At 58.3% G+C, this 12,272-nt stretch carries 13 protein-coding genes and 1 tRNA gene; 7 read left to right on the top strand and 7 right to left on the bottom strand.

All coding sequences use genetic code 11. The features are described 5' to 3' along the window. Positions 1 to 23: 23 nt before the first annotated feature. From B7Z66_11805 to B7Z66_11790, 4 genes are read right to left on the bottom strand one after another with little or no spacing between them, the layout of a single operon-like run. Entirely contained in the window at positions 24 to 629 is a 606-nt protein-coding gene (locus tag B7Z66_11805) for a hypothetical protein (protein ID OYV75700.1), read from the bottom strand. Continuing rightward, positions 583 to 1,707 (bottom strand): hypothetical protein, encoded by a 1,125-nt coding sequence (locus B7Z66_11800; protein ID OYV75699.1) that lies wholly within the window; start codon positions 1,705 to 1,707, stop codon positions 583 to 585. The genes B7Z66_11805 and B7Z66_11800 overlap by 47 nt, the downstream gene beginning before the upstream one ends. Beyond that, entirely contained in the window at positions 1,704 to 2,234 is a 531-nt protein-coding gene (locus B7Z66_11795) for a type IV pilus modification protein PilV (GenBank protein ID OYV75698.1), read from the bottom strand. The genes B7Z66_11800 and B7Z66_11795 overlap by 4 nt, the downstream gene beginning before the upstream one ends. Next, positions 2,215 to 2,856, bottom strand: a complete 642-nt coding sequence (locus tag B7Z66_11790) for a hypothetical protein (protein ID OYV75697.1) — start codon at positions 2,854 to 2,856, stop codon at positions 2,215 to 2,217. The genes B7Z66_11795 and B7Z66_11790 overlap by 20 nt, the downstream gene beginning before the upstream one ends. 136 nt (positions 2,857 to 2,992) lie before the next feature. On the opposite strand from B7Z66_11790, the gene B7Z66_11785 reads away from it, so the two are divergent. The 5 genes from B7Z66_11785 to B7Z66_11765 all read left to right on the top strand — a co-directional run bounded on the left by B7Z66_11785 (position 2,993) and on the right by B7Z66_11765 (position 8,557). After that, the gene (locus B7Z66_11785; protein ID OYV75696.1) at positions 2,993 to 4,162 is read left to right on the top strand and encodes a glycine oxidase ThiO; all 1,170 of its coding nucleotides are present in this window, start codon (positions 2,993 to 2,995) and stop codon (positions 4,160 to 4,162) included. A 145-nt stretch (positions 4,163 to 4,307) separates the two neighbouring features. Further along, positions 4,308 to 4,742, top strand: a complete 435-nt coding sequence (locus B7Z66_11780) for a transcriptional repressor (protein ID OYV75695.1) — start codon at positions 4,308 to 4,310, stop codon at positions 4,740 to 4,742. Positions 4,743 to 4,830: 88 nt separating this feature from the next. After that, positions 4,831 to 4,906, top strand: a tRNA-Thr gene (locus B7Z66_11775). A 370-nt stretch (positions 4,907 to 5,276) separates the two neighbouring features. Next, positions 5,277 to 7,637, top strand: coding sequence for a hypothetical protein (locus B7Z66_11770; GenBank protein ID OYV75694.1), 2,361 nt, complete (start codon positions 5,277 to 5,279; stop codon positions 7,635 to 7,637). Further along, positions 7,634 to 8,557 (top strand): hypothetical protein, encoded by a 924-nt coding sequence (locus B7Z66_11765; GenBank protein ID OYV75693.1) that lies wholly within the window; start codon positions 7,634 to 7,636, stop codon positions 8,555 to 8,557. Before B7Z66_11770 ends, B7Z66_11765 begins: the two co-directional genes overlap by 4 nt. Here B7Z66_11765 and B7Z66_11760 read toward each other — a convergent pair. After that, entirely contained in the window at positions 8,501 to 9,811 is a 1,311-nt protein-coding gene (locus B7Z66_11760) for a DNA (cytosine-5-)-methyltransferase (GenBank protein OYV75692.1), read from the bottom strand. The genes B7Z66_11765 and B7Z66_11760 overlap by 57 nt on opposite strands. Positions 9,812 to 10,341: 530 nt before the next feature. On the opposite strand from B7Z66_11760, the gene B7Z66_11755 reads away from it, so the two are divergent. Together B7Z66_11755 and B7Z66_11750 are read left to right on the top strand one after the other, a co-directional pair. Continuing rightward, positions 10,342 to 10,623, top strand: a complete 282-nt coding sequence (locus tag B7Z66_11755) for a hypothetical protein (GenBank protein OYV75691.1) — start codon at positions 10,342 to 10,344, stop codon at positions 10,621 to 10,623. 208 nt (positions 10,624 to 10,831) lie between these two features. Next, positions 10,832 to 11,026 (top strand): hypothetical protein, encoded by a 195-nt coding sequence (locus tag B7Z66_11750; GenBank protein ID OYV75690.1) that lies wholly within the window; start codon positions 10,832 to 10,834, stop codon positions 11,024 to 11,026. A 2-nt stretch (positions 11,027 to 11,028) separates the two neighbouring features. Here B7Z66_11750 and B7Z66_11745 read toward each other — a convergent pair whose 3' ends face one another. Both B7Z66_11745 and B7Z66_11740 read right to left on the bottom strand, forming a co-directional pair. Continuing rightward, positions 11,029 to 11,700 (bottom strand): BAX inhibitor protein, encoded by a 672-nt coding sequence (locus tag B7Z66_11745; protein ID OYV75689.1) that lies wholly within the window; start codon positions 11,698 to 11,700, stop codon positions 11,029 to 11,031. Between the two features lie 17 nt (positions 11,701 to 11,717). Further along, on the bottom strand, positions 11,718 to 12,086 hold the full coding sequence (locus tag B7Z66_11740) for a hypothetical protein (protein OYV75688.1): 369 nt from the start codon (positions 12,084 to 12,086) through the stop codon (positions 11,718 to 11,720). Between the last annotated feature and the right edge of the window lie 186 nt (positions 12,087 to 12,272).

The following is a 12,272-nucleotide window of genomic DNA, read 5'->3' as shown; positions in this document are numbered from 1 at the left end:
AGCGCTCCCGCTCAATCCCTGCCTCACGGCTTGTACGCCTCTTGCAACATGGCCACAGCGGTGCCGTCTGGTCCTGTCCCGCGAGCGGTGATGCGGTAGACCTGGAAGCTACACGGCCCGTTGTTGTAGGTACCGGTCTGACCGAGGTTGCACCCCGGCGTGACCGCCGGGGGCATCTGCTCGATGATGTAGGCCGGCTTGGGTACACCCGCGAGCGCGGCGGCACCGGTGTAGGCCCCGTAGGCCCGCGCATTCGTGGCCCAATTCACCGTCTGCCACACCGAAATTCCTGTGGTCGACGGCAGACACAAGCCACTCGTGCATGCGCTGTTGTAACCGGTCGGGTTATTGGTACTCAGGTCGATCTCGCCGTCGCGTAGGGCTGATTCCGCCGACTGGAACGCAAGATCGCTCTGCCGGGTGTTACCAGCCATCTTCTCTTCCAGGCTGTTGGTGCTCATCGCCGCCACGCCCAGCACCGTGAGCACGATCAGGATCAACAAACTGACGATCAGCGCCGACCCAGCCTGGGCCCTTAGTGGGCACACCTGTTTACGGTTCATGGCAGGGCCCTCCATCAGGCTACATGGTCCGGTTGCGCACGGTGACCGTGTCACCGAACGGTGCATAGAGCCGGCGGTCCGGCGCGGTCACGGTCGTTCCGTTGAAGATGTACTGCTGTCTGGTCGTGTTCAAGTTGTCCTGGGGTGTTGCCAACAGCAGATTGACCCGCACGCTCACCACCGAGGGCCAGCCGGCGGAACCAAGGGCATCGATCGTGGTGGCGGTGTCGTATATGTTGGCCGCACCATCGCCCGTAGTATCCAGACCGAACAGGAGCCGCATGTCCTGTACCCCGTCCGCCAATTCCTGGGTTTGCTTCATGTCCTGGCGGTACAGGGCATTGACCCCCGGGGTCGCGGTAGTGCCGATGTAATACAGGGCGTAGTCGAAGGACATGACCTGAGCGTCGGTCTGGTAGGCCTTACTCAAAAAATTGGCGGCATTTTGGCTGTTGGAGTGCGCAATGGTCACCGTTCCGGACGATTGGGAAACATTGGTGGCCCGAAAAACATCCGCGCTGGAACAATCCGTGATGAAGAGCACGTCACCGGCCTGGTAGCCGCTCGGGTTGGCGCTGAGCTGGATATTGGCGTTGACAGTCGACATGTTCCCCACCAGGGACACGCTCGCCGGTGATGCATAGCGCACCATGATCGTCGAGGTCCCGGATACCCAGTTGCTCGGCTGGGTCACCCCATAGGAACTGGGCCATGTTCCCGGATCCCCGCCGAGCAGCACCGTGTCCGAGCTGAAGGTCGGCACCGGTGGATTGGCAATCACGTTAGGGGTGATGGAAGAGAGCCGGTTGCAGCCCATGTAGCCCGCCATGCGGATGTCCTTGTTCAGAAAATACATGGCGAAGCGCCCGTTTTCCTGGAGCCGGGCCTGGCTGTCCTGTACCCGGTAACTCTGCCGGGACCCCAGATAGATCTGGATCACCCCGCCCAGCAGGATCAGGCTGATCACCATAGCGACCATGAGTTCAACCAGGCTGAACCCGGCGCCACGTGGGGGCGGCGCGGGTTGGAATTTTTCGCGGCGGTGCGGCGCACGGGCACCGAGAGCACGCCCCGCCCCGGAGGATTCAGCAGCGGTCCTCGCAAATGGCCGGTAAGAAATGCGCGCCAAGCGTCGGTGGTTCATGGCTGGAAGCTCGTCTGGAAGCAGGTCAGATCCACCTTGGGATTGCCGCTGCAGGCCGTGCCGGTGGCGCCGGTGCGCTGATCGTCCCACATCACGGTGATGGTGAAGGCGTTGCCATTCCGGGTCACCGTGCCTTGGCCCGACGGCAGCAGATTCCGGTTGTCCGTGTTCCACTGAAACGCGTCGAATTGGGCCATCTGGCCGCTGTTGCAGTTGGTGGCCGTACAATTCGCGGGCGCCGCCGCGATCCCGCTAATGGCGTTGTAGTCGCCGGCGGTCACCCCGGGCATGTTGGCGCGCATCCGGTCGGCCATGTCATACGCCTGCAAGGTAGCTTGGCTCTTGAGGTATGCACTGTGATTGAACTTCAGGCTCTTGGCCTGCAGCCCCGCGAGCCCCAACAGCCCGATGGAAAGCACCACCAGTGCGATGAGGACATCGACCAAGCCTACGCCGCGTTGGCCGTGCTCCTGGGTACACGTGGCAGCGCGCCAACGGGGCCGGTTTTCAGGGACACTTGTAGGCATTGGAGCTGACCTGTCCGCTGGGGTCCAAGGTGATTGTCGTACCGGAGGAGCCGCCGAAGGTGGCTTTCGGCGCGCAGACGGTAAGGTTCCCGCCCCCGCCGTTGATGAAACCGGCGGCGGTGTACGTCACGTAGCTGTTGGTAAATCCGTTGCTTGTGAAGGTGACGCCACCGGTGACGGGCTGGCCCACCCGCAGGATCAGATCGGTGCCGTCCACCGTGCCGATGGTGCCCCCGTCCGTAAAGACCAGCCAGCCATTCTGCCAAGGCGCGGCGTTGTTGCAGTTCGTGCCGCCGCCACTGGGGCACACGGTGACGTTTACGCCCCGCTTCACCGCCTCGCTGCGTGCGATCGCGAAGGCCCCCACCAAGCTGTTTACCGCTGCGGCCAAGCGATTCTGCTGGACCACGGACCGGAACGCCGGCACCGCGATGGCCAGCAGGATCGAGGACACCAGCAGGGTGACCATCAGCTCGAGCAGGGTAAAACCACGGGTATTGTTCATGACACCGGTTATACGGCGGGCGCGGCGCGGTTTCATTAGAAAACCGACCGGTGGCTGGATTTCTCCGACGAACGGCGGTGGGGCGGCACAACCTTCCGGGGCTGGCACCATTGACATGGGCCGAGATCAGCGGCCGCGGCCTCGAAGCACGCACGGTACGGAACGGCCCCGCATGGGACCCCACACGTCGCGGCCCGCTGCCGGACGGGACGCCACGCGGGGCCGGTTATCAGCGCCGCGATGATATGCGATCATGGGTGCGGACAGCGCGATTCCGCACAAGGCCGGACTGGACCGGCTGGGGCATGCCGTGGCACAGGTACCCGATTGCCTAGTGATTGGTGGAGGTCTGATGGGCCTGCTCACCGCCTTGGAGCTGCGGGACGCCGGGCTATCGGTGACCCTGCTGGAACGCGGCGCGGCGGGCCGCGAGGCTTCGTGGGCCGGGGGCGGAATCCTCTCCCCCCTCTATCCGTGGCGGCAACCGGATGCCATCACGCGCCTTTCCTCCTGGAGCCAGCGCGCCTACCCGCACCTCGCCGAGACCGTGGTCGAACGGGGGGACGTGGATCCGGAGTGGACCCGCAGTGGGTTGTTGACCCTGGGGGCGGAGGACCACGATACGGCACGCGACTGGGCGGCACGCGGGGGCACCTGTCTGGAGCACACCGACGCCCGTGCGGTAACGGAACTCGTCCCCGGCTTGGGGGACCCAGGCCCGGGGCTGTGGCTCCCGGAGGTCGCGCAGATCCGCAACCCACGGCTGGCCCGGGGTCTGCGGGCTACCCTCCTCGCGGCGGGCGTCACTCTGATTGAAGACTGCGCGGTCCACGAGGTACAGGCACGGGGTCGGAAAGTCGCCGGGGTCGTCACCGCACGCGGGAAATTCCCGGCCGGGCGGGTGGTGGTAGCCGCCGGCGCCTGGAGCGCAGGGTTGCTGGCCCCCTTGGGTTTCCCACTGGCGGTGGAACCGGTGCGCGGCCAAATGATCCTGTTTCGCGCCGCGCCGGGTCTCGTGTCGCCCATCGTGCTGCGCCGTGGACATTACATAATCCCGCGGCGCGACGGGCGCATCCTGGCGGGAAGCACCCTGGAACACGCCGGGTTCGATAAGGCCACCACCCCCGAGGCGGAGCGCACCCTCCATGCCGCGGCCCTGGAACTGCTCCCGGCGCTCGCCGAAGTCCCCGTGGAACGCCATTGGGCCGGGCTCCGGCCTGGATCCCCGGCCGGCATTCCGTTTATCGGGGAACACCCTGATATCCAAGGACTCTATGTCAATAGCGGCCACTACCGTAACGGCGTCGTATTGGCCCCCGCCTCAGCACGATTATTGTCGGAACTAATATTGGAGATTACACCAATTATAGATCCAGCTCCTTATAGGCTGGAAGCGGCACGGCCGGAGGCACTGGAGGCCTGACGCCATCAGCGCAAAGATGGCGCCGCACCTGCCCCAAAATCTCCCGGAAATTCAGTGACGGTGCAAAAATCGGCGTGGTAGCACTGCCCGATGCTGGGGCGCCTCGATAGACTTCGTCTAATTTCCTACAGTATACTGAATTGAAATGGGAAACCTCATGAACAACCAGCTCCTGACGCGCGCCGCGGTTATTGAGTTCCTCAAAGACCGCGGCATCGCCCCCACCCTCCAGCGGGTCGAGATCGGACAGGTGCTGTTCGCGCGTCCCCAACACCTTTCCGCGGACCAAGTCCTGGCCCAGGTCAACGGGGACCATCTCCGAGTCTCCAAGGCCACGGTCTACAACACCCTGGGCCTGTTCGCGAAAAAAGGCCTGATCCGCGAAGTCATTGTTAACCCGACGCGGGTGTTCTACGACACCAACACCTCCGCCCATCATCATTTCTACAACGTCGACACCGGGACCCTGGCCGACATCGATGCGAGCGCCGTCACCATCAGCGAACTCCCGCGTCTGCCCGACGGCACCGTCGCCGAGGGCGTCGACGTCATCATCCGAGTACGCCACCAAACCGGCTGAACGGACCGATATACCCCATGTGGGCGCGGCGAGACCCCGTCTGCATGAGTTGTTCGCCCGAGACCCCTTGTCTATACTCAGCCCGCACGCCGGCGTAGCTCAGTTGGTAGAGCAACTGATTCGTAATCAGTAGGTCGGAGGTTCGAGTCCTCTCGCCGGCACCAGAATAACAATACGTTGCAGGGAAGCGCCCTATGGCGCAGTTGCCGTGTAGACAATATGTAGACATCTCGCAGAGCCTTTCGTACCTTACCTCAACGGGGTTCGCTGTCTGGGCGGAGCCCCGCCTCTGGTGTTAATAACTCTTCCTCATCAACGAAAGAGAAGCTATCCGGGAGAGTCACTAAACCTGACAAGCCAACAGCCCCACCCAGACGATCTGCCCGGCACGCAAGCCCTCCCTCTGAAAACACCCAACCCGCGGAGCATTGAGGCGCAGTGGTGGGCATACTCGCCGTATGGCAGCGGATTTCGTATCCTTCAGTTAGGTACTTCTAGGTGCTTCAGCATAGGCACACTATGTAGGAAGAGAGTTTGACAACCAAAGATAACAATAATCTGCACTTCGATGTCAGCACAGGCCTCAAGCGTGTGTTGGGTCGTGAGCTTATCACTGATGACGAAGTTGCGATCTTTGAGCTAGTCAAGAATTCCTTCGATGCCGGAGCAGATAGTGTGCAGCTCTATTTCGGCGATGAGGCGATTGTCGTAGCAGACAACGGCTCCGGGATGTCTTATGAGGACTTAAGGGATAAGTGGCTATTCGTCGCGTATTCATCGAAGCGCACCAATCGCCCCACCGGCGACTTCCGCAACATTGCTGCCAAGCGACACCACTATGCTGGCAGTAAGGGCATTGGCCGGTTCTCATCGGACCGCCTTGGCGAAGAGGTTGTCATACAAAGTCGGCCGAAGGGCAGCGCCAAACGAGTCCATCGGCTGACCGTGGATTGGGAACTCTTCGAAAACGACAGCCAAGAGCACTTTGATAAAGTTCCCGTTCGCTACGTCGAACAGCACGCATTCGACCTTCCGCCCAAGCTTCACAAGTTCGAGTCGTCTCTCAAACATGGCACTATCGTGACGATTCGACGACTGCGGCGCCCCTGGTCCCGACAGCGTATCCTTCACCTAAAAGCATCGTTAGCGAAACTCATCAACCCATTCGGCGAAGAGGTTGACGCCTTTCGTATAGACATAACGGCCCCTGATGAGGAAGCTAACGACAAGCAGCTAAAACTCCAATACTCCAAGGATAAAGAAAAGCTGCTCCCCAAAGACATTGTCAATGGGCAGATCGGTAATTTCATATTCTCAACGCTGCAGGAAAAAACAACATTTATACGGGTGATTATCGACGGGGAGGAGCTCTTCACCACGCTCACAGACCGCGGCGAGGTTATTTATCGCATTGTTGAACCAAATCCGTACAACCATCTAGCCAATGCCGGATTCCGGTGCGAAATTTACTACTTGAACCAGTCAGCGAAGAGCACGTTCACCCGCCGGGTCGGATTGCCGTCAGTGCAGTTCGGATCAGTATTTCTCTTTCGCAACAACTTCCGTGTTTATCCGATCGGTGAAGATGGAGACGACTGGTTCGGCTTCAGTCGGAGAAAGCAGCAAGGCTACGCGCGCTTTCTGGGTACGCGTGAAGTTATCGGGCGCGCTGATGTGTCCGGCTCAGATGAAGATTTTCAGGAGGCGTCCAGCCGAAATCAGGGACTGATCGAGACGCCAGCCGTTGGTCAGTTGCGCAAGGCCGTTATGGACCACTGTCTAAAGCGACTGGAAAAATACGTTGTTCCTGTGTCTTGGGTTGACAAAGTAGAAGCCACCACGGATGACCTCTCGCGCTTGATGACAGACCCAGGACGTGCACGAGTATCCGTAGCACTGGCTAATCTAGTCGACAACGATAAGATCCATTTACTCCAGTACAGCAAGCAGCTCGTCAGTCTTATCAATGAACGCTCCAGCGAGTTCGAAGCATCGCTCGTTAGCTTACGCGCAATTGCCGAGAAGACCAGCGACAAAAAGATGCTCGCCCGACTTGATGCCGCCGAACGTCGTTTTGATGACCTGAGGAAGTCAGAAGCGGATGCCCGCCGCGTTGCCGACAAGGCCCTGAAGCAAGTGGAAGCCGCAAACCTAAGGGCGACGACAGCCGAAACTGAAGTAGAAACTGAGCGTCGGAGAGCACATTTTCTGGAGTCCTTTGTCAATGTTGACACCGCGACAATTTTGAACTTGCACCATCAGGTTACGATATATGCCGTTGACATTGCGCAGCAGATAGAAAATTTCCTTGCGGAGACGGCAGGCAAGACTTCGATCCCGCGAGACTCCATCCTGAAAACGTTGGAACAAATGGCCTTCCTGAACCGTAAGGTCATGTCGGTAACAAAGTTCGCAGCGAAGGCGAACTTCAAACTGGACGCGGAGAAGATCGAGACCGACCTTGCTGCGTTTATTTCTGACTACATCGAACAAATTGCCCGGACGACGGGGAGTGCTCGCCTGCAGATTGGGGTAGAAAATACCCATCCCGGCATGAAGATCAGATTTAACCCAATCGATGCATCGATCATCGTTGACAACCTGATTAGCAATGCCAAAAAGGCGAAGGCTTCACGTATCCAGTTTGTGCTCTCGCAGGGAGAGACGGGAAGCCTAACGATCCACGTTTCTGATAATGGCCGCGGCCTTGCTCCCGGAACTAACCGCTCACGTATCTTTGAAATGGGGTATACGACCACACAAAGCTCCGGACTTGGGCTCTATCATGTTCGGCAAGCGCTTGGCGAAATGGGCGGCAGCATCGAGCCTGAGGATCAAGAAACAAAGGGATTTGGCTTCATTATCAAAATTTCCGCAAAAGGGAGACGCGTGTGAGGCTAGATTTCAATGTGCTCTGGGTCGATGACCAGCCGAATCATGTGCAAGCACAGGTCCGAAAGATTTCCCTGGAGATGGAAAATGAAGGCTTTGAATTTAAACCTTTCGTCTGCTCCACGCTTGAGGGGGTGGAATCGGCGGTCGACGACGACGTTTTTCGTGATGAAATCGATCTGATTCTGGTGGATTGGGATCTTGGCAACAATGTGAACGGTGAGGATGCCATTGAGCGCATTCGGGAGACAGTACACTACAGGGATGTGGTTTTTTATTCTGGACTGAAGCCGGCCGAAGAGCTACGGAAAAAGGCGTACCAGAAACAACTGGAAGGCGTCTTCTGCGCTAGTCGGGAAAATCTGGTCGACGAGGTCGTCGGTGTTTTTCATTCCCTAATCAGAAAAGTTCTTGACCTCGATCACACGCGAGGCATCGTCATGGGCGCAACAAGCGACATCGATCACATGGTTAACTCATGCCTGACTTTAGCTCACGATAAACTGAGCGGTGCGGGCAAACGGGAGTTCATTCGGACAGCCCTCGAGCGCGTGACTGCTAAAGTTGACAACGTCAAGAGACAAGCAGAAAGGCTCCAAAATGACCCAAGCGTGGGGGCTCTAGTCAAGGCACACATGCTTTTTACGTCGGATGACCGCTTGCGGATGCTGGTCAGTATTCTTGGGATGGACGAATTTTCTGCGCACGCTGCTAGTGCGGAAGCGATTCGATCGTATCGAGAGGGCGTCGTTGCGAAGCGGAATACCCTCGGGCACGCCGTTTTAGTCCCCCAAAGGAAGTCCAGCAGTGTTGTGAATGCCGCTGGCGAAGCCGTCGATATTGACCAGATGCGAACGCTGCGCAAATTAATTTTGAACCTGCGCGCGGACTTTCGCGCGCTGCTCGAAGCTATGCAAGCGTGAGCTTGCGCTGTTACTCGGTGCTGCCGTTCTGGCGGTGCTCCTAAGTAGATCGGTTAGTGTCTCCCCAATCGCACGTGCAACGAGTGGCGGGACAGCATTCGCTACTTGGGTAAACCGAGGCACTTCGTGCTTCCGGAGATGCCCCCCCGTCGTGTACTTTCCTTGGAACGAATACCAATCTGGGAATGTCTGTAGGCGCGCGTTTTCGCGAACAGTAAGTGTCCGGGGCTCTGCGTAGTGCAATAGGTCATCAGGCATGCTTGTGATCGTCGGTGATGGGCGGTCCGGGTCGAGTACACGCAACGCCATCTTTTTGAGTCCGAAGCGCGCGCGAATATCAGCACCAATGGTCGTGTTAAGGCGACCTTCTGCGTGGCTAAGTTCAATGATCTCCTTGAAGCGATCGGCAATTTCCACGGCATGTCGCGCGAGTCGAAGGTCCGAAGGAACAGCGCAACCCGAGTTCATCAGTTTCTGGTAGCGTGTCTGTGGACCGGTGTATCTGGTTTCCTCGAACCCCTTGCTCTCAGTCGACGGCTGAGTGCCCCCGCGCCCGACCTCAAGGTCTGAGATCGCGGACCACGATGACACTGGTACCGTGAAGCGCAGTGAACGTAAGAACGACGGTAGGCGTGTCTGAAGGTGCGCAAATGGGTCCGCAACGTTTAACTCAGACCGAAAGGCCAAAACGAAGTAGCGCGTTCGGGCCTGAGGTACACCAAAGATTGATAGGTCAAGCAACCGCTCATATACCGTGTAGGCATCCGATAGTCGGGCCTTGAGAGCCTGAGCGAAGTTTTTTCTGGCCTCTCCGGCGCCGAAGTCCTGGGTAAATCCGCGGACGTTCTCGATTAGAACGGCCTTCGGCTTAATAATTTTTACAAGACCCAAATACGAATCAAATAGCTTATTTCTCGGGTCGTTATGTTTCCGACGTCCAGCGCTCGAAAATCCTTGACATGGTGGCCCGCCTACCAATACGTCTACAGTTCCGGAGAACTTTTCGAGCTGGTCGTGATAGCCACTCAGAAGTTCGGCTATTCCAATCGGCTGTTTCGGGAGCCAGCGTGGCCAGATGTACCTGTAGGGCGATCCTTTGGTCAGCAAGTTTGTTGCCAGTGTCGCAAAGGCGAACTTATCGCGTTCAATGGCGAAGCGCCCGGTCCAGCCAGCTTGCATGAGTCCAAGTGAGAGGCCGCCACACCCGGCGAAGGCATCTATGAAAGTTAATGACTTCGAGGAAAATCGAGGCATCGTCGTCCAAATGTAGGTGCTTTCTAGAGTACCGTAGCTAATTATGCACGGACCGGGGCAACGCGGCTAGACCCCGGCGCTCGCAAGACGTTTGCCGATCCGTTGCCTTATCGTTGCAAAGCCCCAATGTGTCGCATGTCCTCGCCACAGTTCGTCCGCGCCAGCTGCGTTTGCAGTCTAACCTGATTGCTGCTTCGTACAGTTATCGACAGAACTCGAGCTCCAGGGCGGGTTAGTCCGGCAATGGGCGATTAGAAAGCAGGGTCGATAGCCGTTCGGGCAAGCGGCGCTCCTTAGGATCCGGGGCACAGCCCCCGCACCGGGTGGGGGTTCCCGAAGGGTCTGGCATTCTATGAGTGCCCATCTGACCCGCAGATTCGGACTTCCAACGGACCTGCCAAACACGGGTCCGGGTTAGCAGTACCAGCGGGCCGGCCTCAACACCGAAAACGCTATACCCCGGAAAAGGGGACGGGAAAAGGGGACGGAGGGATTAAACCTTAATCCCTCCGTCCCCTTTTCCGCCCATCGTGCATCTGATCCGCAACAGTCTGGACTACGCGAGCTGGAAGGATCGCCAGGCGCTGGCGGCAGCAATCAAGCCGATCTACACCGCGCCCAGCGCCGAAGCCGCTCTGGCCGAACTGGAGGCGTCTGGTAACGGGGCCGGCCCAATTTCTGCCCCACGCACCTGCGCAGTGGCGGCTCGTTTATCCAGGCCTGAATCGTGGCCGCGCCCAGATTCACCTCCAGGATACAGGCCCGGTCCGGTTTGGCAATCAATACCGCGTAGCGGTGGTAATTGTCCTTGAGTTCCACCAAGTGATAGATGTTGGGTGTGGGATAGACCGCGATCCAGGTGGGCAGTGGCGCGGCAAACTGCATGGGCAACATGAAGCTTCCGCCGAAAGTGCCGCGGACAAAGATTGCCACCCCTTTTGATTCGGGCAGTAGATTGGAGCTCAACCAAGCCTCTATTGTCCCCAGAGCCTCCTCGATATCTGCGAGGTCGTTGCCCTTGTGAAGGCGTCGCAGGATGCGGGCGCGTTCGTCGAGCGCGTCGCGCCAGCCGCGCTGCCCGTTTTTGAGGTTGAGGTAGCAGCTGATAAAAGGCGCATCCGTCTCTTCGACATCAGCCAGCAGGATGATGTGTTGATGGAGTTCGTCGAGTGTAGTCATCTGTGTCATATCGGTATCCTCTTGCGATGGATATGATTTCATTCTTCATTGTTCATGAAGCCCAGCAGGTGCAGCAAGCTGGTAAACAGGTTGAAGATGGAGACGTACAGCGTCACGGTCGCCATGATGTAGTTGGTTTCGCCGCCGTGGATGATGCTGCTGGTCTGGTACAGGATCAGACCCGCCATCAGCAGCACGAACATGGATGACACCGCCAGCGCAAGGCTGGGCATTTCGAAGAATACCGCGCCCAGACCGGCGAGGAAGGCCACGAGTATGCCAACCATAAGGAATCCGCCCATGAAGCTGAAGTCCTTGCGCGTCGTCAGCGCGTAACCAGACAAGCCGAGGAAGATAGCACCGGTGGCACCCATGGCCGTCATCACGACTTGGCCACCGTTGGGCATGGCGAGATAGGCATTGAGAATGGGTCCCAATGTGTAGCCCATGAAGCCGGTCAGTGCGAATACGCAGGCCAATCCTGCGGCACTGTCTCTGAATTTCGTCGTCAGGAACAGCAGACCGAAATAGCCGCCGAGTGTGAGCAGCAGTCCCGGGTGGGGCAGCTTCAGCGCCATCGATACACCGGCGGTCAGCGCGCTGAACAGCAGTGTCATGGACAACAACATATACGTGTTGCGGACCACTTTGTTGGTGGCGAGCGTGGCTGTTTGGCTCTGGCTTGTCGTGAGAATCGCGGGGCTGTTCATAGACTGTTACTCCTGTCTTAGCTGCTGGCGGTGATGTCTGACAACGGCGTGTCGAATTCTGGCGTATTGCCCTGCCTGAGCATGGCGTGCTGACGGTTAAGCTTGCGTACCACTGTGCGACCGGCGCGATCGGCCGCGCGGTCGATGGCGACATACAGATCAGTTTCCGTATCGTCTACCACTACATCGGGTAGACCGTTCAGCATTACCTGAAGATGGCAGCGCTTGTCAGCACCGCCGTGCGGGCCGTTGATGTCGGATAGCCGCACAACAATCCGTCGGATGTGATCGTCACAGTAGGTCAGGGCAAAGCGCAGTCGCCGTTCGGCGTGACTGCGCAGGGCGTCGGTCAGAGAAAAGTTGCGTGCCTGGATGTCTATCTGCATAGGGTCCTCCACTACGGAACGGTTCATGGTTCATGGTTCATGGTTCATGGAGTAGCCATGCTAGGCGGGTATGACTGATTAAAAAATACGGCGCGCTCAAATCCCAAGTGCAACAATTTTAGGGGATAATGTTGCATGGGAAAAATCTACGAGCAATTGAGTATTGAAGAGCGGGCGATGATTCAA

This window comes from Chromatiales bacterium 21-64-14 (assembly GCA_002255365.1).
Classification (GTDB): Bacteria; Pseudomonadota; Gammaproteobacteria; order 21-64-14; family 21-64-14; genus 21-64-14.
The sequence above is the reverse complement of the archived record's forward strand: the minus strand, read 5'-3'. Positions and strand labels throughout refer to the sequence as shown.

What these genes read in the sequence shown, in the direction of transcription:
- B7Z66_11760 (OYV75692.1), bottom strand. Translation starts at nt 9,811, where the DNA reads ATGCCTCGATTTTCCTCGAAGTCATTAACTTTCATAGATGCCTTCGCC.
- B7Z66_11780 (OYV75695.1), top strand. Translation starts at nt 4,308, where the DNA reads ATGGGAAACCTCATGAACAACCAGCTCCTGACGCGCGCCGCGGTTATT.
- B7Z66_11740 (OYV75688.1), bottom strand. Translation starts at nt 12,086, where the DNA reads ATGCAGATAGACATCCAGGCACGCAACTTTTCTCTGACCGACGCCCTG.
- B7Z66_11745 (OYV75689.1), bottom strand. Translation starts at nt 11,700, where the DNA reads ATGAACAGCCCCGCGATTCTCACGACAAGCCAGAGCCAAACAGCCACG.
- B7Z66_11800 (OYV75699.1), bottom strand. Translation starts at nt 1,707, where the DNA reads ATGAACCACCGACGCTTGGCGCGCATTTCTTACCGGCCATTTGCGAGG.
- B7Z66_11790 (OYV75697.1), bottom strand. Translation starts at nt 2,856, where the DNA reads ATGTCAATGGTGCCAGCCCCGGAAGGTTGTGCCGCCCCACCGCCGTTC.
- B7Z66_11805 (OYV75700.1), bottom strand. Translation starts at nt 629, where the DNA reads ATGCACCGTTCGGTGACACGGTCACCGTGCGCAACCGGACCATGTAGC.
- B7Z66_11795 (OYV75698.1), bottom strand. Translation starts at nt 2,234, where the DNA reads ATGCCTACAAGTGTCCCTGAAAACCGGCCCCGTTGGCGCGCTGCCACG.
- B7Z66_11785 (OYV75696.1), top strand. Translation starts at nt 2,993, where the DNA reads ATGGGTGCGGACAGCGCGATTCCGCACAAGGCCGGACTGGACCGGCTG.